The 20,599-nt window shown below is 53.6% G+C and carries 13 protein-coding genes and 1 pseudogene; 8 read left to right on the top strand and 6 right to left on the bottom strand.

The window, feature by feature from the left end; all coding sequences use genetic code 11:
* Positions 1–27: 27 nt before the first annotated feature.
* The 5 genes and pseudogenes from GSQ62_RS15405 to GSQ62_RS21175 form a co-directional block, all read right to left on the bottom strand.
* Complete coding sequence (locus GSQ62_RS15405; protein ID WP_161890331.1) at positions 28–879, bottom strand: sulfite exporter TauE/SafE family protein; 852 nt, start codon at positions 877–879, stop codon at positions 28–30.
* A 220-nt stretch (positions 880–1,099) separates the two neighbouring features.
* Positions 1,100–1,198: a helix-turn-helix domain-containing protein gene (locus tag GSQ62_RS21170; RefSeq protein WP_394351329.1), complete on the bottom strand. Its 99-nt coding sequence runs from the start codon at positions 1,196–1,198 to the stop codon at positions 1,100–1,102.
* A 396-nt stretch (positions 1,199–1,594) separates the two neighbouring features.
* Positions 1,595–2,437, bottom strand: a complete 843-nt coding sequence (locus GSQ62_RS15415) for a universal stress protein (RefSeq protein ID WP_161890332.1) — start codon at positions 2,435–2,437, stop codon at positions 1,595–1,597.
* Between the two features lie 21 nt (positions 2,438–2,458).
* Positions 2,459–3,085, bottom strand: a complete 627-nt coding sequence (locus tag GSQ62_RS15420; protein ID WP_237586667.1) for a class I SAM-dependent methyltransferase — start codon at positions 3,083–3,085, stop codon at positions 2,459–2,461.
* 152 nt (positions 3,086–3,237) lie between these two features.
* Positions 3,238–3,536 (bottom strand): annotated as a pseudogene (locus GSQ62_RS21175) (transposase); the annotation flags it as partial.
* Between the two features lie 704 nt (positions 3,537–4,240).
* On the opposite strand from GSQ62_RS21175, the gene GSQ62_RS15430 reads away from it, so the two are divergent.
* From GSQ62_RS15430 to GSQ62_RS15440, 3 genes are all read left to right on the top strand, one after another.
* A complete protein-coding gene (locus tag GSQ62_RS15430) occupies positions 4,241–7,240 on the top strand; it encodes a SusC/RagA family TonB-linked outer membrane protein (RefSeq protein WP_161891474.1) in 3,000 nt (999 codons plus the stop codon).
* 19 nt (positions 7,241–7,259) lie between these two features.
* The gene (locus GSQ62_RS15435) at positions 7,260–8,852 is read left to right on the top strand and encodes a RagB/SusD family nutrient uptake outer membrane protein (RefSeq protein ID WP_161890335.1); all 1,593 of its coding nucleotides are present in this window, start codon (positions 7,260–7,262) and stop codon (positions 8,850–8,852) included.
* A 223-nt stretch (positions 8,853–9,075) separates the two neighbouring features.
* The gene (locus GSQ62_RS15440) at positions 9,076–11,409 is read left to right on the top strand and encodes a S9 family peptidase (protein WP_161890336.1); all 2,334 of its coding nucleotides are present in this window, start codon (positions 9,076–9,078) and stop codon (positions 11,407–11,409) included.
* Between the two features lie 72 nt (positions 11,410–11,481).
* Here GSQ62_RS15440 and GSQ62_RS15445 read toward each other — a convergent pair whose 3' ends face one another.
* The gene (locus tag GSQ62_RS15445; RefSeq protein ID WP_161890337.1) at positions 11,482–12,375 is read right to left on the bottom strand and encodes an AraC family transcriptional regulator; all 894 of its coding nucleotides are present in this window, start codon (positions 12,373–12,375) and stop codon (positions 11,482–11,484) included.
* A 371-nt stretch (positions 12,376–12,746) separates the two neighbouring features.
* On the opposite strand from GSQ62_RS15445, the gene GSQ62_RS15450 reads away from it, so the two are divergent.
* The 5 genes from GSQ62_RS15450 to GSQ62_RS15470 all read left to right on the top strand — a co-directional run bounded on the left by GSQ62_RS15450 (position 12,747) and on the right by GSQ62_RS15470 (position 20,426).
* Positions 12,747–14,705: a glycoside hydrolase family 127 protein gene (locus GSQ62_RS15450; protein ID WP_161890338.1), complete on the top strand. Its 1,959-nt coding sequence runs from the start codon at positions 12,747–12,749 to the stop codon at positions 14,703–14,705.
* 82 nt (positions 14,706–14,787) lie between these two features.
* Positions 14,788–16,440: a M1 family metallopeptidase gene (locus GSQ62_RS15455; protein WP_161890339.1), complete on the top strand. Its 1,653-nt coding sequence runs from the start codon at positions 14,788–14,790 to the stop codon at positions 16,438–16,440.
* 689 nt (positions 16,441–17,129) lie between these two features.
* Complete coding sequence (locus tag GSQ62_RS15460; RefSeq protein ID WP_161890340.1) at positions 17,130–18,080, top strand: dihydrodipicolinate synthase family protein; 951 nt, start codon at positions 17,130–17,132, stop codon at positions 18,078–18,080.
* A gap of 95 nt (positions 18,081–18,175) precedes the next feature.
* A complete protein-coding gene (locus GSQ62_RS15465) occupies positions 18,176–19,177 on the top strand; it encodes a 4-hydroxyproline epimerase (protein WP_161890341.1) in 1,002 nt (333 codons plus the stop codon).
* Position 19,178: 1 nt separating this feature from the next.
* The gene (locus GSQ62_RS15470; protein ID WP_161890342.1) at positions 19,179–20,426 is read left to right on the top strand and encodes an NAD(P)/FAD-dependent oxidoreductase; all 1,248 of its coding nucleotides are present in this window, start codon (positions 19,179–19,181) and stop codon (positions 20,424–20,426) included.
* The last annotated feature ends 173 nt before the right edge of the window (positions 20,427–20,599 follow it).

Below are 20,599 nucleotides of genomic sequence, written 5' to 3' on the forward strand. Positions count from 1 at the left end.
TCTGTGACTTATATCACGCTGCTATGTTTAGGCGAAAAATATTTCTTTGATGATAATATAGAGACCCATCACGAGCACAAACCAGCCAAAAGAAGTCTTCAGTTTATCGGCATGCACCTTAGTGGAAAGGAAGGTGCCGATGAAGATACCTGCAATGGAGATGACGGAGAATATAATCAGAAACAGCCAATTGATCTCGTAGTTGTAGATGTCGCCGATGAAGCCGAAGAGCGACTTGACCGCGATGATCAGCAGCGAGGTACCCACTGCCATTTTCATGTCCAGCTTGCTGAATAACACCAGCGCTGGGATGATCAGGAAACCGCCACCTGCCCCTACCAGTCCGGTCAGCGTGCCGACTACCAGCCCTTCGGCCAAAATGCCGCCATAGTTAAACTTTGGCTTTGGGTGCTTTTCGGCGGGGTCCGTGTGCTCCACGTCCAGTTCTGTATCCATATTCTCATTTACCGCATCGGCTGGTTCTGCCGGTGTTTTAATCATAGAGATGGAGGCAAATACCATCAGGCTGGCAAACAAGAGCATCAGGAGCACCCCCTTGGTAACGACAAAGTCACCTACCGAGAAAATGTTCTCCGGGATGGCCGGCACGATGTAACGGCGTGTAGCATACACGGCTACGATAGATGGAAGGCCAAACACCACAGCCGTTTTAAGGCTTACTAAGCCCTTCTTATAAAACTTCCAGGAGCCAACCAGACTGGTCAGACCCACAATAAAAAGGGAATAGGCCGTAGAGAGGATCGGGTTCAGGCCAATTAAATAGACCAGTACCGGTACGGTAAGTATAGAGCCGCCGCCGCCAATCAAGCCCAGTGAAAGACCAATTAGCATCGCTGCGATGTATCCGAGTATTTCCATTTCCTATGTTGCTTTAAGTTAATGCTACAAAGGTATGGCAAGCTGAAAGCCCCCTCAGTGACTGTTGTCACACAGAAGGAAGCAATTAAAAAGTCTTTTAATAAAAAGGCGACCTGGATAGTACCAAGCCGCCTTTTACCTTTTTGCCCTACTGTTTATACCGGAATCAAATCATGCACCTCGATGTAGTTTCGGTGGAGGGTGATTGCTCTTGTTTGTTCTAACTTTTCAGGAGCCTGGAGATTACTTCCCGGGAACTGCTGATTTCATTGGCAATTTGCTGGTGCGAGAGTTTCACCTGGTTGCCACTGACTTTCACATGGCGCCTCAGGTAGAAAATAAGCCTTTCGTCTAATCCTTTAAACAGGTAAGTAAAAGGACATAAGTATCAAGACATAAATAATGGGTAGTGCAAATTAATTCTGTCCGAGTACTTAGTTTTTATAGTTTTCTACTTCTTAGCTATAAACCTTCTGGAAAGTATAGCACCTGCTACGGTACCATAATGTGTACTGTTCAGGGGGCTGGAAGTGATCAGGCAGCTACCGTCACAACCATAAAATACATAAAACAAATACCCTAACACAGCGCCCATCAGCATACTAAGCACCAGCTTTGTACCGGCGATTAGTTATACCATACTCAGTTTCATAAGGTAATGTATTCGGGGTCAACAAAATGTGCAGCCGGAGCTGCACACAGAAAGGAAAGCCTCTTAGTTAAGATGATAGGTCATTAAAGGGCGGATGCAGTGGTTCACCAGCGTTTCGGCGACACTACCGTAAAACAGGTGGCTGATGCCTTTTCTACCGTGCGTACCGATCAGAACCAGATCCATTTCAGATACATCGTTGAAGCTGCGGACACCAGCCGGCACTTTATAGTTGTGGTGCAGGTGCAGGTCATAGTTCTGCAGGTTCAGTTGCTCCGCGAAATCCTGCATTCTGACTTTCAGTTGGTTTATCTGGTTTTCATCTTCTTTGTCCACGATCTGCAACAGGTGTAGCCTGGCGTTGAAGAGCTGCTGCAGCATTTTTATAGTTGCCACGCTTTGCTCTGGTTGCTTCTCGGCTTCGAAGTCTGCTACCCACAACAGGTTTTGGATAGGCGTGATGGCCGCATCTTTATGGATGGTGATAACCGGAATGTTGGTGTACCTAACTACATGCTGCGCTTCGGAGCCCGATACCTTTTCAAGCCAGCCATCAGCGCCGTCCGTGCCCATAATTATCAGGTCAATGTGCTGCTCGTTGGAATAGTGAGTGAGTGTTGTCGTTAAACCACCAAACAGCACTTCGCTGGTAAAGCTAAAACCCACGTGCTGTTTCAGGTTTGCAAACTTCTGCTCGGCCAGATGCTGTTTTTGCTTTAGTTCGCCTTTGTTTAAGGTTTCGGAAGCATCTAAAGAGCCTGCCCATTCAGCGGAGTTTACTTCTATCACATGCACCAGGTGCGTGTTGATGGGTGTCTTGTCCATCAGGAAAGCGAGAAATTCAATGGCTCTGTAAGATACCGGTGTGAAATCTACCGGCACCATGATGTTCAGTGTATCTTTCATTTGCGTAGTGGGTATTAACCTTTAGTTTTTTTGTTGGTTATATGTCTTCTCTACCTTCTTTTGTGCTACCATTCTGGTCAAAAAACCTGCACCGCTGTGGTAAGCTCCTTCATTTAGCAGTATCTCTACTTCTTGTAGTTGTTGTATCGTCAGCAGGTTGAAGTCGGTCTGTAACATGTCAGCGGTATAGAGCATATTCCCGTCTTTTGGTCCGCCGGAACTATAGCGCAACTGGTTAGGGTGAAAAGCTTCCAGCAGGACGGTGCCACCTGGCTTCAAGCACCCGGTCACCTTCTGATGCAGCTGCTGGCGAAGTACAGGTGGGAAATGGGCGTAGATGAGCGCCACTGCATCCAAACTCTCGGGTTCGCAGATGAATTGTGCGGCATTTGATATCTGGTAGTTTATAGTTGCGTGCTGCTGTTCTGCCAGTGCCATGGCTTTGTTATAGCCTGCTTCGCTGAAATCAAAAGCTGTTACCTGCCAGCCTTGCCGGGCTGCATATACTGCATTTCTTCCTTCCCCTTCAGCGGGCAATAATAATTTCCCGGGTTGCAGGTGCAGTAGTTGCTCCCTGAAGAATTCATTCGGTTCAGCGCCGTAAACCATCTGCTGCTGGCGGTAGCGTTCGTTCCAGAAGTCTTTCATCGTCATACTTTTTTGTTAACCGGTACAAAGATGGGCTATCCCTTGGCTGGGTTCAGTGACATTGGTTACACAAGCCATTTTTTATAAGCAGAAGTAAGGCAATAAAAAAGCTGCACTTTTCAGCACAGCTTCCTGGTCACTTATAATAGGAGTTACGCATAGTTCTGAATGAACTCTCTTTGCGCTTGCAGAAAGAGTTTTCGCTGCAGGGCACATATATAAATCCAATGATCTTGTCCTGGCTCATCCATGTGAGCATCCGGTATGCCCTGAGCACGCAGAACAGATGGTTCTGGCTGGCCTGTGCCTGGCGCACAAGGAAGTGCTGGGCGTGGCACTCCTGCTTGACGGTGCGGAAGCACTCCTCCGCCTGCCAGTGCTGCGCCTTTACCCGCTCGAATTCCTCTCTGCTGATTTGCCTGCACTTCTCCCTGTCGGGCAGGTAGACGGATGCGGAGGTTGACTGGCGGCCCCACGCCTGAAGGATCTGTGTAGAAGAGGGTGATCAGGCTGATGCCTTGATCACCATATGGTGCCTGCCTGACCTAAAGTAGCCTACCAAGCTTGAATCAAGCTGCGTAACTCCTGTCTGAATAGATTGAACTTCTGCACAGGTATATATAGAGCATATATAGCATTCGATGCTTTAGTTTTTGATGTAAATCATATGTGCTGATCTCTCTGGCTTGCCTTGAATAAATCTACTAAACAAGGGCGCTATGTTAATATAGTATCATAATTGGCTAATTGATAGCCGCTTCCCGGAAAATAAATACGCTAATTTAGTAACAAGCAAAAAGGATATAGCAAGAGTCGTAACACTGGTTTATTTTTAGTTCCCAAGGCTATATATAAATCATGCTTGGAAAAGTTATGCTCTGAAATCATTATCCCTTGATATATACAACACCGGGTGCGAGAGTAGATGCAGCGACTCCTAGGCGAGGCCTTAAGAGGAGGACATTGAGGTGTTGTAGTCGCGAAACGTAGTGTTCCATCAGAAACAGCTAGCCGATATTTAGCAGTCCTGGGTAAGAACCCGTGAGTAGGAGAGGTTGTGTCAGCGTACTTAACACAGGACGTACGTTGAGCTTGCCTTCTGCTTTAATGGCTTTAAACAAAAGGAGTAAACACTTTCAATTTAACAAGCGCATGATGAAATGGAAATTTACAAAACGGATTATTGCGGTCTCGGGGACTGCGCTACTGTTTGCCGTAGCCCCCTGCTTTCAGAGTGGGCAAGCTTTTGCAGGTGCGGTAAATCGCCCTGCGGCTATTTTTCAGGAAACGCAGGTAACAGGAGTGGTCACCTCCGCAGAGGATAACATTCCTTTGCCTGGTGTGTCCATCGCTGTGAAAGGAGGCAGTGCCGGAACAGTGACGGATGGGGAAGGCCGGTACCAGCTTTCAGTGCCGGGCAATGCCACGCTCGTGTTCAGTTATATCGGCTTTACTGCGCAGGAAGTGCCCGTAAGCAGCAGGAATCAAATTAATGTGCGCCTGAGAGCAGATCAGAAGCAACTGGACGAAGTAGTGGTGATAGGCTACGGAACACAAAAGAAAGGGGATGTGACAAGTGCGGTTTCAAGCGTTGGCAAAGAGGATTTCGTGCAGGGGGCTGTGCGGGATGCCGCGCAGCTGGTGCAGGGGAAAGTGGCGGGTCTGCGCATTTCAACGCCAAGCGGCGATCCGACGGCCAATACGCAGATCAACCTGAGAGGCATCAGCTCCATCAACGGAAACTCAGAGCCGCTGGTGCTGATAGATGGGGTGCCCGGTAACCTGAACACCGTGGCCCCGGAGGACATCGAGTCGGTGGACGTGCTGAAGGACGGGTCGGCGGCGGCCATATATGGCACGCGCGCCACAGGCGGCGTTATCCTGATCACGACCCGTAAAAACGCAGGCGAGCGCAGCACAATCGAGTACAATGCCTATGCCACGGTGCAGACGATTGCCAGAAGACCTGAGCTGCTGACCGGAGATGACTACCGCCGGCTGATTCGGGAGGAAGGGATAGGCTACACCGACTATGGCGGCAACACCGACTGGCTGGATGAAATTATGCAGACGCCGGTCAGCCATAACCACAACCTGACCTTCTTCGGGGGCAATGCCACCACCAATTTCACAGGCTCCCTGAACTACCGGAACTGGGAGGGCATCTTCAAGCGGTCTGGGCAGGAGCGTTTTACGGTGAGGGCCGACCTGAACCATTCGATGTTCAGCGACAAGCTCAGAGCCAACATACAGGTGATCAACCGCATCAACTCGGCCGAACAGGGCGGTGCGGGCGGTTATGCCTATCGGCAGGCGATCATCCGAAACCCCACCGACCATGTCAGAACAGAGACAGGCGAATGGCAGCAACGGGACGGCTACTTTTATGAAAATCCGGTGGCCCTGATAGAAGAGACAAACTCCGAGAACACCTACAGGGAAATGCGGATGAGCGGTAGCCTGGACTATTCGCCGATCAAAGACCTGGACATCCGGATGCTGGTGTCCCATATCCAGACAAACTCTTTGTGGGGCTATGCCACCACCTTTGAGCATACCGACACCTGGCTGAACAACAGGAACAGCAATGCCAACCGCAGCACAGACGCTGAACGGAGAAACCTGCTGGAGTTGACCTCCAATTACTCCAAAACCATCGACAAGCACCGCTTTACCGTGCTGGGTGGCTATAGCTGGCAGGACGAGACAGCCGAGGGTTTTAACGCCAGCAACTGGAATTTCCCGACCGATGCCTACGGCTGGAACAACTTAGGGGCCGGGCAGGCGTTGCAGGCAGGTCAGGCGGCCATGGGCAGCTACAAGCAGAAATGGCAGCTGGCCGGTTTCTTCGGCCGCCTGACCTATAGCTGGGACGACAGATACCTGTTAATGGCCAGCGTGCGCCGCGAAGGCTCCTCCCGGTTCGGGGTAAATAACCAATGGGGTACTTTCCCGGCAGTATCTGCCGGATGGCGCCTCAGCAAGGAACCGTTCATGGCAGGAATGTCGGCTATTACGGACCTGAAGTTAAGGGCAGGCTATGGCGTAACCGGCACAATTGCTGGCGAGCCTTATCTGTCGCAGATCAGCTATGACTTCAGGCAGGGGAATGGTGCGTTTATCGGCGGGAAGTGGGTGCCGGGCTTTGTGCCGGCGCGTAACTTCAACCCGGACCTTCGCTGGGAAAAGAAGGAAGAGTACAATGCAGGGATTGACTTCGCTTTCCTCGGCAACCGTATCAGCGGCTCGGTAGATGCTTATCGCCGTGAAATCAATGATCTATTGTACAACATCGAGGTGCCTCAACCACCTAACTTAGTTGGTTTCACGATGATCAACGCCGGTACCCTGAGAAACGAGGGGATCGAGGTTTTGGTGAATTTTACCCCGGTGCAGAACGGTGACTTTGAGTGGAATTCCAACCTGACCTTCTCCACGAACCGGAATGAACTCGTGTCCCTGTCAAACGACCAGTTTGAAAACACGAATGATTTCTTCAACGCAGGATATACCGGTGAGCCTGTGCAGGACTACACCCACCGCGTGGTGGTAGGGGAGCCTGTAGGGCGGTTCTATGTCTGGAAAACGGTGGGAGTCGATGAAAACGGCACCTGGCTCGTGGAAAACGCAGACGGGGAGACGATCTCCATCAACGATGCCACCCAGGAAGACCGCCAGTTTTACGGCAACGGCATCCCGAAGCAGATAGCAGGCTGGAACAACTCCTTCCGGTTTAAGAGCTTTGACCTGTCGGTGAACATGCGGGGCGCCTTCGGGCACGACATCCTTAACTTCCAGCGGATGTTTTACGAGAATCCGAAGAACCCAACCTACAACATGCTCAAGAAGGCATACGATCCGGTATATGGCCAGCGGCTGAACAACGACTTGGTCTATGTGAGCCACTACATCGAGAAAGGCGACTATATAAAGCTGGACAATGTGACGCTGGGCTATACGCTGCCTGCCAACCTGATCAGCTTTGTCCTGAATGCGCGGGTATATGTGTCAGGGCTCAACCTGGCTACCATCACAGACTATGAGGGAATTGACCCGGAGGGCGTCAGCTACACAGGGTTCGACCCGGGTAACGACCAGCGCGACAAGTATCCGACTACCCGCACGTTCACAGCAGGTCTCAGCTTAACATTCTAAGGTTTAAAGAAGCAGGATTATGAAAAAGAATATCACCATATATATGTTAGCCGCCACCATCGGGGCAACAGGATTTATCAGTTCTTGCACCGACCTGGATGAGGAAGTATACTCAGAGGTTCTTGCGACAAGCTTTCAGCCCACCGAAAGGGACATCCCCGCAATCATTGCCCCGGTATATGCCTCCTTCAGGGGCCTGATGATGGGCTGGCAGGGCTACCTGGATTTGCAGGAGGAGCCGGCAGACGCGATTGTAACGCCTGCCCGCCCCAACGGCTGGTACGACGGCGGCACCTACCTGCGCATGCACACGCACACCTGGACGCCACTGCAGTGGCAACCCACCAACACGTGGCAGAGCGCCTACCGCAGCATCACGACGGCAAACCGGGTCATGGCGCAGCTAGAGGCTGGTACCATTCCGATAGAAAGCGGCAGGGAAGCCCTGGAGGCAGAACTGAAGGCAGCCAGGGCATTTGCCTACTATCTTTTACTGGATAACCACGGCAACGTGCCCATCGTGACGGATTATTTGGATGAGAGTCTTCCTGAGCAAAAAACACGGCAGGAGGTATATGATTTCGTGGTAACGGAGCTGCTGACCGTGATGCCGCTCCTGAGCGAGGACCCTTCCTCCACCTATGGGCAGCTCAACAAATGGGGGGTGAAAGCCCTTTTGGCGAAGATTTACCTGAATGCCGGGGTATATACCGGGGCGCCGCAATGGGAAAAAGCGATTGAGCAGTGCAACGACATCATCAACAGTGGGTATTACAGCCTGGACCCGAATTACTCGGATGTCTTTACCTACACCAACCACAACTCCCCGGAGATCATTTTTGCGGTGCCGTATGATGAGATATATGGCACCGGGAATTCGACCCATATGAAGACGCTTGACCCCTTGAGCAGGTTTGTCTATAGCATGCAGGCGGGCCCCTGGGGCGGAAATGCCGCCGTGCCGCAGTTCATCGACACCTACGATGAGGACGACAGCCGTTTGGAGGATACCTGGATCATGGGGCCGCAGCAAAGTGCCACAACAGGCGAGGTAGTGATCAACTACGTGAAACACCTCCCCAGCATTGCCGCCACGCAGTCCAACCAGGGCTTCCGGATCGGGAAGTATGAAATAAAAGAAGGAGCGACCGGTTCGCTTGACAACGACTATCCGATGTTCCGGTATGCGGATGTGCTGCTGATGAAGGCGGAGAGCCTCCTGCGAACGGGAAGGGCGGATGAGGCGGCCGAACTGGTGACACAGGTGCGCGAGCGGGCATTCAGGAACACAGACCCAGCCAAAGCCGTGGTGACAGGCGCAGACCTGATGCAGGGCAGCACCTATGCATATGGCCTGCAGGACGAGGATGGGAACATCCTGAGTGGGCCCGGAAGCGGCGGAGAGGATATCCAGTTCGGCAGGATGCTGGATGAACTGGGTTGGGAGTTTGCGGCAGAGGCACACCGCCGCCAGGACCTGATCCGCTTCGGGGTGTTCACGACAAAGGCGTGGTTTAACCATATGCCAAGCGACCCTACTAAAATACTGTTCCCGATTCCGGAGGCGGAACTGAATAAAAACCCGAACCTGACACAGAACCCGGGTTACTAAAACTTCATATTAGTTTGTTAAGTGAATCCATTCAGCTCACCGGTGCTCCCATATATAATATAGGGCGTAAACCGGTGAGCAGTTTTTTTAAGCTATGCCACCCTAGGCGCAGCGGCCGCCTTCTTTGTCGGTTAATATAGTATCAGGATTGGTTAGTATGCAGAAGGTGTTTTTCCGGATTAAGCTGTTAATTGCTAAAGCGAACACCCAAACCAGGAAGAGGATGGCTATTCCCCATATATACACTAACACGGCAACGTCTCCTTCAGCCCCCCGTCCCATCCGCGCCCGGGTGCTCCTGCTGGCGGTACTTTTTGTGTGCCAAATAGCGGCTCTTCGGGCACAGGGCACACGCGAGGATTACCAACGCGCCGAAGCGATGAAGGAGGTGATGGACGGGAAGATGTACCACGCCCCCGCAGGTTTTCACTGGCTGGACGGGGAAGAAAAGTTCTGGTACGTGAAGCAGACGCCAAAAGGCAGCGAGTTTATGCTGGTGGATGCGCAGAAGCGCTCTAAAAAGGCCGCTTTCGACCAGGAGCGGCTGGCCAAAGCCCTCTCCGCAGCCACAGGCCAGGAGGTGGCGCCTTGCAAACTGCCCTTCTCCAGGATAACCTTTTCAGACAAAGGCAGGGAACTGGGCTTCGAGCACGGCGGCAAGGTGTGGAGTATGTCGCTTCGCAATTACAAGCTGCAGGAAAAAGGACCCGCCGAGCAGCGCGAGAACGGGTATTGGGGCGGCGGAAGAGACGAACTGGCCAACAAACCCGTTCCCTCCCCCGATAGCCAGTGGGTGGCTTTCATCAAAAACTATAATTTATATATACGCCCGGCCGGGGACGATAATAAAAAAGAGGAACACCAGCTGAGTTTTGACGGATCGGAGGGAGAGTACTACTCCTCCTATATCTCCTGGTCTCCGGACTCAAAAAAACTGGCGACCAACAAGGTGCGCCCGGGCCAGGAGCACGTGATTTACCTGCTCGAGTCCTCGCCCGAAGACCAGCTGCAGCCCAAGCTGCATACCCGTAATTACCTGAAGCCGGGCGATGCCCTGCCCCAGAAATCCCCGCAACTCTTCCTGGTGGATAAGAAGCAGCAGGTGCGTGTGGACCCGGCCCCTTTCCATCCAAGCGAGCAGTACAGCCTTTCGAACCCAAGCTGGCGCAACGACGGGCGCGCCTTCACGCTGGAGTACAACGAGCGCGGCCACCAGGCCTATAAGGTGCTGGAGGTGGACGGCGTGACGGGCGGGGTGAAAGAACTGATCAAAGAGGAGAGCAAGACTTTCATCGACTACAGCGGCAAGAAGTACCGCCACGACGTAGGGGACGGCAAGGAGATTATATGGGCCTCAGAGCGTGACGGCTGGAACCACCTCTACCTGTATGACGGGGAGACGGGGAAGGTAAAGAACCAGATAACCAAAGGCGATTGGGTCGTGCGCGGGGTGATGTACGTAGATGAGGCGGCGCGGCGCATTGTGTTTGCGGGCAGCGGCCGGGAGCAGGGGCAGGACCCATATCTGATCCAGTACTACAAAATAAACTTCGACGGCAGTGGCCTGACTCCGCTCACCACCGAAAACGGGAACCACGCAGCCACTTTCTCCCCCGATCACGAGTACTTTGTAGACGCCTATTCCAGGGTAGACGAACCACAGGTGGCGGTGCTGCGGCGAGCCTCGGACGGGAAGGCGGTGATGGAGGTAGAGCGTGCAGACGCCACGGCCTTGTTCAAGGCGGGCTGGAAAGTCCCGGAGGTGTTCACCGCCAAGGCAAGAGACGGCCAGACCGATATATGGGGCATCATCATCCGGCCCAGCAACTTCGACCCGGCCAAGAAGTACCCCATCATCGAATACATATACGCTGGCCCCCACAGCTCTTTCGTGCCTAAATCATTCAGCTCCGACTTCCGCTACCGGTTTTTGCATGAACTGGCGGAACTGGGCTTCATTGTGGTGCAACTGGATGGCATGGGCACCTCCAACCGCTCAAAGGCATTTCACGATGTGTGCTGGCAGAACCTGAAGGACGCGGGATTCCCGGACAGGATTAAGTGGATTAAAGCTGCCGCCCAGAAATATCCCTATATGGACACAGCGCGTGTGGGCATCTTCGGCAACTCCGCCGGAGGGCAGAGCTCGGCGGGCGCGCTGCTGTTTCACCCGGAGTTTTACAAGGTGGCCGTCTCTTCCTCAGGCTGCCACGACAACCGCATGGACAAGATCTGGTGGAACGAGCAGTGGATGGGCAAGGTCGGCCCGCACTACGCGGCGTCCTCCAACGTGGAGAACGCGCACAAGCTGCAGGGCAAACTGCTGCTGATTCTGGGAGAGATGGACGACAACGTGGACCCGGCTTCCTCGCTGCAGCTGGTCAACGCCCTGATCAAGGCCAACAAGAACTTTGATTTCCTGATGGTGCCGGGCATGGGCCACTCGCTGGGCGGCGACTACGGCGAGCACAAAAGGCGCGACTTCTTTGTGCGGCACCTGCTGGGGGTGGAGCCGCCGGAGTGGGAAGGGCAGCAGGCCACCACGCCAAAATCATAGCGAAAGCCTTACCGGGTGCTGGACCTGCCCGGCCGGAAACAAAGCAGTGAGGTTAGTTATATAGAACGTAGGTTACACCAGCGGCTGCGGGGCAGCGTACTTTTCCCGATGCAGCTTCACGTACTCGGACGGGGTATAGGAGGTGATGTTTTTAAACTGGCGGTTGAAGTAGGAGATATTGTCGAAGCCGCAGTCGAAGGCTGTTTCGCGGACATTCCACCTGTCTTCGATGAGCAAGCGGCAGGCATGGCCAATACGGATCTCGTTCAGGAAGCTGGAGAAAGTTTTGCGGGTATGCTGCTTAAAGTAGCGGCAGAAAGCGTTGACGCTCATGTTGGCGATACTGGCTGCCTCCTGCAGTTTCACTTCCTCCGAGAAGTTGTTCATGATGTAGGTAAACACATCGTTGATCTTCTTGCTGTCGGAGTCGTTCTGAGGCCCGTCGAAGCCCACCGACGAGAGCGGCTCCAGTTCTTTGGACAAGGACAGCAGGTGGAGGATGGTGAAAAGCTGGATCATCCGCTCAAAGCCATCCAGGCGGAGCATCTGCTGAACCAAAGCGGTAATCCTGTTTTTCGTTTCGCCCTTGATGCGAATGCCCCGCTTGGAGTAGAGCAGCAGCTTGTGGACAGGGTAAGCCTCGGGAAGCGACAGGAAATGCTCACCGAACGATTCTGTCTGGAAAAAGACGGAGATATTCTCCACCTTTAGAACTGAGCCCTGCTCATAGTAGCGTTTGTCGTTGCGGAACACGTGCGGCAGGTTAGGGCCGAGCAGCAACAGGTCTCCGGAGTTGAAGCTGCCGATGCTGTCGCCGATAAACTGCGTGCCGGAGCCTTCGCAGATGAACATAATCTGGACCTCGGGGTGGAAATGCAGGTTTTCATAGAAGTGCGGCTGCACCTCGTGCTGCACACGGACAGTTTCGCCTGATGTTTTAGGTATCTTGAAATAGACTGGTTTCATGGTGCTGCTTGGTCTGCATCCGGCAATGTTACCTTTAAGTTAAGCAAAATAAGAAACACCGCAGTAATATGCTGCCATGATAAGGGGAGATATTGGAAATTAGGGACGCGGGATGGCTTTGTTGCCGCCTTGGAATAAAGGCCACCGTACTCCGGCACAAAACGGTAAAAAGATAAGCTGGCGGAGGACAATTATTTTCTGAGAATCATAACTTTAAGTGCTTGAATACACTTGCAGCGACTTATATGCAAGGCCCCATATAAAAGCTTATATATAAATCACTGTGTTATGGAAGGAGTTTTTATATATCCTGGTTTACAGTTGATCAAATCCAGCATTTACCAATTCATTCTATATATAAACTGAGCAGCATGAAAAAGACATTATATGCCGCATTCGCTTTCACCTTGCTCCTGCCAGGCGCTTTTGCGCAGGCACAGCATGTGGAGCCGGTGAAATTCTCCAAAGTCACCATCACGGATGGCTTTTGGAAACCCCGCATCGACCAGGTGGCCACGGTGACGATTCCGGTCTGCATTGAGCAAACGGAGGTGAAAACCCCGCGTATCCGGAACTTCGAGATCGCGGCCGGGCTGAAGGAGGGCAAGTTTGAAGGCATCTTCTACGATGATTCGGATGTCTACAAGGCGCTGGAGGCGATTGCCTATTCGCTGAACAACAGGCCGGACGCTGAACTGGAGCAGAAGGCGGACCAGTGGATTGACCTGATTGCCAAGGCCCAGCAGCCGGACGGCTATATCAACACCTATTACACGCTGCAGTTTCCGGAGAAGCGCTGGACGGACATGAGCATGCACGAGGATTATAACGGCGGCCACCTGATCGAAGCTGCCGTCGCCTACTACGATGCAACCGGCAAAAAGAAGTTGCTCGACGTTGCCACCAAATTCGCGGACCATTTCGCTTCCTTGTTTGGCCCCGGAAAGCAACATTGGGTGACGGGCCACCAGGAACTGGAACTGGCCCTGGTAAAGCTGTATAAAACCACCGGCAACAAAAAATACCTGGACATGGCAGACTGGCTACTGGCAGAGCGCGGCCGTAAAGTGGCCAAGGGATATACCTGGACCGACTGGAAAGACACGGCCTATGCCCAGGACGTGCTGCCGGTAAAGCTGCAGAAGCAGATCACGGGCCATGCGGTGCGGGCCATGTATATGTACACCGGCGCGGCGGATGTGGCTACCCAGACAGGCGACAAAGGCTATATGAACGCCATGAAAGACGTATGGGAGGATGTGGTGTACCGCAACATGTACATCACGGGCGGCATCGGTTCTTCAGGCCGGAACGAGGGGTTCTCGGAGGATTATGATCTGCCGAACGAGCAGGCCTACAGCGAGACCTGTGCCTCCGTGGGGATGGTTTTCTGGAACCAGCGCATGAACTCCCTCACCGGCGACAGCAAGTATGCCGATGTGCTGGAACGCAGCCTGTATAACGGCGCCCTGGACGGGTTGTCGCTGAGCGGCGACCGGTTCTTTTACGGCAACCCGCTGGCCTCGAAGGGACAGCACCAGCGCAGCGAGTGGTTTGGCACCGCCTGTTGCCCCGCCAACATCTCCCGCCTGATCGCCTCCCTCGGAAACTATATCTACGCGCAGGCAGGCGACGGCATATGGGTGAACCTGTACGTAGGCAGCAACACCACGTTTGACATCGGGAACAAGCAGATTCCGGTAGAGATGAAGACCAATTACCCCTGGGAAGGCAATGTGGCGATCACCCTGAACCCCAAATCAGCGACAAAATCGGCCCTGCACCTGCGCATCCCGGGCTGGGTGCAGGGTGATCCCGTTCCCGGGGATTTATACAGTTTCATGGACCAGGCGCCGGCTACGTTCACGGTGCTGCTGAATGGCAAACCCGTACCGTATAAAATGGACAAAGGCTACGCCGTGGTAGACCGGAAGTGGAAAAAAGGAGATAAGTTAGAGCTGAACTTCCCGATGGAGGTGAAGAAGGTCGTGTCGAAAGAAAGCTTGGTATATAACAACAACAGAATTGCGCTGCAGCGAGGCCCACTGGTGTATTGTGTGGAAGGCGTGGATAACGACAAACAGGCCTGGAACATGGTGGTGCCTGCCAATACCGTTTTCGATGCAGCCTATAATAAGGACCTGCTGAACGGCGTGGTTACCTTGAAGGCAGAAGTGCCCGTGGTGAATGTAGGTGCCGACGGCTTGTCTGCCACTACCTCCAAAAAGACCATCACGGCCATCCCGTACTATGCCTGGGCGAACCGTGGTAAAAGCCCGATGCAGGTCTGGCTTCCCACTAAAATCAACGACATCAAACTGAATTACTGAGCGCCTGCAAAGGATAGGAAGCAAGCCTGGCGACAGCGCCCGAAGGCATAAAGCGTTCAAAAATCGAAATTTATATATAAAGATGGCAAACGTGCTCTTCAGGGTGCTGAGTATTTTCCTGCTGCTGGCCGCCACGGCTGGCGCCTACGCACAAACCCCGCAATTTACGCATCAGGATACCCTGCGCGGTTCTATCACAAAAGAGAGGGCCTGGTGGGACCTGACGTATTACCACCTGGATGTGCAGGTAAACCCTGCAGACAGCACCATCCGGGGAGTAAACACGGTACAGTACCGGGTATTGGAGCCGAATCAGACGCTGCAACTTGACCTGCAGGCGCCGATGGAAATAGAGAAGGCGGTACAGAATGGGCAGGAGCTGAAGTTCAGGAGGGACGGCAACGCTTACTTTTTTCAGGTAGGCGCAAACGGACAAAAAGGAGACGTCAACGAGTTGAAAGTGTTCTTCGGGGGGCAGCCCGTCGTGAGCGAGAACCCTCCCTGGAGCGGCGGCCTGACCTGGAAGAAAGACGCAAACGGAAATCCCTTCGTGGCCAACTCGAACCAGGGTGACGGGGCGAGCCTGTGGTGGCCCTGCAAGGACCATATGTACGATGAGCCGGACAGCATGTTGATCAGTGTAACCGTGCCAAAGCATTTGATGGATGTGTCGAACGGGAAGCTCCGGGGTGTCGAAACACGGAACGACAGCACCAAAACCTATCACTGGTTTGTCTCCAACCCCATCAACAACTACGGCGTGAACATCAGCGTAGGCGACTATGCCCATTTCTCAGAGGTATATAAAGGCGAGAAAGGACCGCTGAACTGCGACTATTATGTACTGAAAGAAAACCTGGAGAAAGCCAAATCGCAGTTCAAGGACGTGCCGCGCATGCTGCAGGCGTTCGAGCACTGGTTCGGGCCATATCCCTTTTATGAGGATGGCTTTAAACTGATAGAGGTTCCGTATCTGGGGATGGAGCACCAGAGCGCGGTTACTTACGGCAACGGCTTCCAGAACGGCTACCGGGGCAGAGACCTGAGCGGCACCGGCTGGGGCCTGAAGTTCGATTTCATCATCATCCATGAATCCGGGCACGAGTGGTTTGCCAATAACATCACCTACCGGGATATAGCCGACATGTGGATTCACGAAAGCTTCACGAATTACTCCGAGGGCCTTTTTGTGGAATACCATTATGGCAAGGAGGCCGGCAATGCCTACGTGATCGGGACGCGCAGCGGCATCAAAAACGACAAGCCTATCATCGGGACGTATGAGGTTAATTCCCGCGGCTCCGGCGATATGTACCCGAAGGGCGGCAACATGCTGCACACCTTGCGGCAGGTGGTAAACGACGACGGGAAGTGGCGCAGCATCCTGCGGGGCCTCAACCGCGACTTCTACCACCAGACCGTGACGACGCAGCAGATCGAGGGTTACCTGAGCAAGCACACGGGGCGCAACCTGTCTGCCTTTTTTGATCAGTACCTGCGCGATGTCCGCATTCCCAAACTCGAGTACCAGTATGCCGGCAACAAGCTCAGGTACAGATGGAGTAACAGCGTAGCAGGGTTTGATATGCCTGTTTTAGTGACGCTCGGAGGAAAAGAAAAATGGCTGGAGCCGACCACAGCCTGGCAGGAAATCAAAACCGGCAAAAATAACGCTCCCCTGAAAGTAGACCCTAATTTTTATGTCGAGGCCGCTGAAGTTTCGCCCGTACCTTAAACTAAGGTCAAGAGCACAGACTCATACTCTCAAATCAATATAAGTATGTAAACAAAATTAGATTATACTGTTTGTCATCCTGGAAGGATCTTGTGTGCGAGCCGCATCAGCGTAACCTCCCTTCTACCAGGTTTCCTCCAGGATGATAATCATTTTTTATTCTTTAAACTAATTATGCCTCATGCTTATAACCTGGCTGATCGACCTTATATGGCATATATAAATGGCATAGCGCTGCGTTACTGCAACCTCGACTGATCCTGTACACCAGCCGCAATCATGGAATTTCCGCCACGACGCTTTCAGGACTTCCATATATAACCTTGACTACCGGAACCAGTCCTGCCATCAGGCTCTTGCGGGTAGCGGCATGGCTGGGTGCAGGGAGATGTCTGATAATCCCTGTGTTTCGCTTATGAAGCAGCCAGGCATGACCATTCGCTACATCGGTTTCATGCAGGATAATATAGTATCAGGATTGGTTAGAATGCAGATGGCTTCTTAAGTGTTTTAGCGGTTACTTGCCTAAGCATTCAGGGGGGCGTACGAACAGAAACGCGGGATAAACCCCGGGATAAACCCCAGGGAATGGTGCCCGGCCTTAGCGCTTAGGTATATATACAGATGCAACCAAACATAATTTTATTCTGATAGAAGATCACTATCAATCACGCTAAAGATTAGTTTTTATGACGGTAAAATGGGAGGGAGTATTCCCGGCGGTGACCACTAAGTTCACCGAAGACGACAGGCTCAATATGGCGGCCTTTTTAAAGAACGTAGAAGCGCAGCTTGCGGCAGGCGTAAACGGCATCATCCTGGGGGGCACGCTGGGCGAGGCGAGCACGCTGAGCGAGGAGGAAAAGGCGGTGCTGGTGCGCGAAACAGTGTCTTTCTCGGCTGGCCGGGTGCCCGTTATCCTCAACATCGCGGAGCAAACCACAGCCGGCGCTATCGCAGCGGCAGCGGCGGCGCGCCGGGACGGGGCCAGCGGACTGATGCTGCTGCCGCCCATGCGTTACAAGGCCGATGCCCGCGAGACGGTGGCCTTCTTCAAGGCGGTGGCTGCCTCCACCGATCTTCCCATCATGATCTACAACAACCCGATCGATTACCGCATTCTGGTGACGCTGGACATGTTCGGGGAGCTGGCTGCGTGCGACAACATTCAGGCGGTGAAAGAGTCGACGCGGGAGGCAGGCAACATCACCCGGATGCGTAACCGGTTCGGCGACAGGTTCCGCCTGCTTTGCGGGGTAGACACCATCGCCCTAGAGAGCCTGGTGCTCGGAGCCGACGGCTGGGTGGCCGGTTTGGTGTGCGCTTTCCCTGCCGAGACGGTGGCCATATATGAGTTGGTGAAGGCAGGGCGGCTGGCCGAGGCGGTGGACCTCAACCGCTGGTTCTTCCCGCTGCTGGAACTGGACGTGCATCCCAAGTTGGTGCAGAACATCAAACTGGCCGAGGTACACACGGGGCTGGGCACCGAGCAGGTACGCCTGCCGCGCCTGCCGCTGGAGGGAGAGGAGCGCGAGCAGGTGCTGGCTATCATCCAAAAGGCGCTCCAGTCAAGGCCTCGGCTCCCGGAGATCCCGGAAAAGCAACAGGTATCTCAAAAGGACAGGGTGGCGGCCGAATAACGGATAAAGCGAAGGCAGGCAGGTATACCCCTGTCTGTCTTCGCACACGCTACACGGGCAGCTAACCCATGGCAGTTTACAGGTAAAACGTATATATGGCAAGAAAGACTTTCTTTTGCATCGATGCCCACACCTGCGGCAACCCGGTGCGCTTAGTGGCAGGCGGCGGCCCCATGCTGCAGGGGGCCAACATCAGCGAAAAGCGGCAGCACTTCCTGCGGGAGTTCGACTGGATAAGAAAGGGCCTGATGTTTGAGCCGCGCGGCCACGACATGATGTCCGGCAGCATCCTCTATCCGCCCGACGACCCGTCGAACGATATCGCGGTGCTCTACATCGAGACAAGCGGCTGCCTGCCCATGTGCGGCCATGGCACCATCGGCACCGTGACGATTGCGCTGGAAGAAGGTCTGATAACGCCCAAAACACCAGGCCGGCTGCGCCTGGAGACACCCGCTGGCCTGGTAAAAGTAGCCTATACGCAGGAAGGCAAAAAGATAAAGACAGTGAAGCTGACGAATGTGGCTTCTTACCTGGAGGCCGAGGCCCTCACCATCGAATGCCCGGACTTAGGTGAACTGACACTGGATGTAGCCTATGGCGGAAACTTCTACGCGATCATCGACCCGCAGCAGCACTTCCCCGGCCTGCAGGAATTCACGGCAGACAAGCTGATCTCCTGGAGCCGCGTGCTCAGGGCCCGCCTGAATGAAAAGTATTCGTTTGTGCATCCGGAGAACGAAACCATCAGAGGCCTTTCCCACATCCTCTGGACCGGCGACACCCTGCAGCCTGGTTCCACGGCACGCAACGCCGTCTTCTACGGCGACAAAGCCATCGACCGCTCGCCCTGCGGCACCGGCACCTCGGCAAGGATGGCCCAGTGGTACACAAAGGGCCTGCTGAAGCCGGGGCAGGAGTTTATCCACGAAAGCTATATAGGCTCCATCTTCAAAGGCACCATTGAGGGCGAAACCAGCGTGGGAGGCAAGCCGGCGATACTGCCCGGCATTGAAGGATGGGCCATGATCACCGGCCTCAACACCATCTACCTGGATGACGAAGACCCCTATGTACACGGATTTCAAGTGATATGATATGCGCAGCGTTGTGATAGTTGGCGGCGGCATCATCGGCCTCTTTACCGCTTATTATTTGTCCGAGGAGGGCTTTGAGGTCACCATACTGGACAAAGGCGATTTGTCTAACAGTTGCTCCATAGGCAACGCCGGCATGATCGTGCCCAGCCATATCGTGCCGCTGGCCTCCCCGGGAATCATTACAAAAGGGCTGAAGTGGATGTTCTCCTCCACCAGCCCTTTTTACATTCACCCGAGGCTCGACTTGCGCCTGGCGCAGTGGTGTTTGCTTTTTTACAAAGCGGCAACGAAAAAGCACGTGGCGTACAGCATCCCTTATTTAAAGAACCTGAGTCTGCTCAGCAAGTGTTTATATATGCAGCTGGCGGAACAGCATGCTTCCGTTGACCTGGGCTTGGAGGAGAAAGGACTTCTGATGCTCTATAAATCAGAGGAGGCGGGGCACGAGGAGGTGGAGTTTGCCCATCTTGCCCGCCAGCATGGGCTGGAGGCAGAAGTGCTGTCGCCGGAGGGTGTCCGGAAGCTGGAGCCATACGCAGATATGGACGTGCTGGGTGGCGTGTTCTTTCCTGGGGATGCCCATCTGAACCCTGCCAAATTGAATGCCTTTCTGGTACAGCACCTGAAAAGCAAGGGCGTGAAGTTTGTGACGAATGCCAAGGTGCTCGATTTTGCCTTCTCCGGCAGGGCCGTGAAAGCGGTCGTGACAGACAAAGGAGACTATGCCGGGGATTACGTGGTCGTCGCGGCCGGTTCCTGGTCCGGGGAAGTGGCCCGGAAGCTGAAAATCAGCATGCCGATGCTGGGCGGCAAAGGGTACAGCTTCCTGGCAGACAACACCCCGGCTATCCAACGTCCGGCTATTTTAACTGAGGCCCGGGTGGCGGTGACACCCTTTGGCAACAAAGTGCGCTTTGGAGGCACCATGGAAATAACGGACGACAGCGACTCCATCAACCTGAACCGCGTCAAAGGAATCCACGACTCCATCTCCAAATATTACGGCGGTTTTTCGTGCGATTTCCCGGAGAAGAAGGAGGTGTGGAGCGGCCTGCGGCCCTGCTCGCCGGACGGACTGCCCTATATAGGTTTCACGGAGCGCTGGAGCAACGTGCTTTTCGGAACCGGCCACAGCATGATGGGCATCAGCCTGGCCCCGGCTACAGGCAAGCTGCTGACCGAAGTGCTGATGAACAGGAAAGCATCGGTGCTGATGGATGCCTTCTCACCGGACAGGTACAACTGATTCTTTTCAGCATTGTGTTCGATGGAGATAGATGACAGCTTGGAGGAACGGGAAGGGACACAGTGATAATCAGGAATCAATGCCTATAAGTAAAGGGACAAAATCAACTTGCACTATATCCATAAGATTACTACATATATAATCCGCCTTAAAAATTAATACTATATAACATA

It is taken from the genome of Pontibacter russatus (genome assembly GCF_009931655.1).
In the GTDB taxonomy this organism is placed as follows: Bacteria; Bacteroidota; Bacteroidia; order Cytophagales; family Hymenobacteraceae; genus Pontibacter; species Pontibacter russatus.

Excerpts from the sequence above, each read along its gene's own strand:
- GSQ62_RS15405 (WP_161890331.1), bottom strand. The coding sequence starts at position 879 with ATGGAAATACTCGGATACATCGCAGCGATGCTAATTGGTCTTTCACTG.
- GSQ62_RS15415 (WP_161890332.1), bottom strand. The coding sequence starts at position 2,437 with ATGAAAGATACACTGAACATCATGGTGCCGGTAGATTTCACACCGGTA.
- GSQ62_RS15420 (WP_237586667.1), bottom strand. The coding sequence starts at position 3,085 with ATGAAAGACTTCTGGAACGAACGCTACCGCCAGCAGCAGATGGTTTAC.
- GSQ62_RS15430 (WP_161891474.1), top strand. The coding sequence starts at position 4,241 with ATGAAATGGAAATTTACAAAACGGATTATTGCGGTCTCGGGGACTGCG.
- GSQ62_RS15435 (WP_161890335.1), top strand. The coding sequence starts at position 7,260 with ATGAAAAAGAATATCACCATATATATGTTAGCCGCCACCATCGGGGCA.
- GSQ62_RS15440 (WP_161890336.1), top strand. The coding sequence starts at position 9,076 with ATGGCTATTCCCCATATATACACTAACACGGCAACGTCTCCTTCAGCC.
- GSQ62_RS15445 (WP_161890337.1), bottom strand. The coding sequence starts at position 12,375 with ATGAAACCAGTCTATTTCAAGATACCTAAAACATCAGGCGAAACTGTC.
- GSQ62_RS15450 (WP_161890338.1), top strand. The coding sequence starts at position 12,747 with ATGAAAAAGACATTATATGCCGCATTCGCTTTCACCTTGCTCCTGCCA.
- GSQ62_RS15455 (WP_161890339.1), top strand. The coding sequence starts at position 14,788 with ATGGCAAACGTGCTCTTCAGGGTGCTGAGTATTTTCCTGCTGCTGGCC.
- GSQ62_RS15460 (WP_161890340.1), top strand. The coding sequence starts at position 17,130 with ATGACGGTAAAATGGGAGGGAGTATTCCCGGCGGTGACCACTAAGTTC.
- GSQ62_RS15465 (WP_161890341.1), top strand. The coding sequence starts at position 18,176 with ATGGCAAGAAAGACTTTCTTTTGCATCGATGCCCACACCTGCGGCAAC.
- GSQ62_RS15470 (WP_161890342.1), top strand. The coding sequence starts at position 19,179 with ATGCGCAGCGTTGTGATAGTTGGCGGCGGCATCATCGGCCTCTTTACC.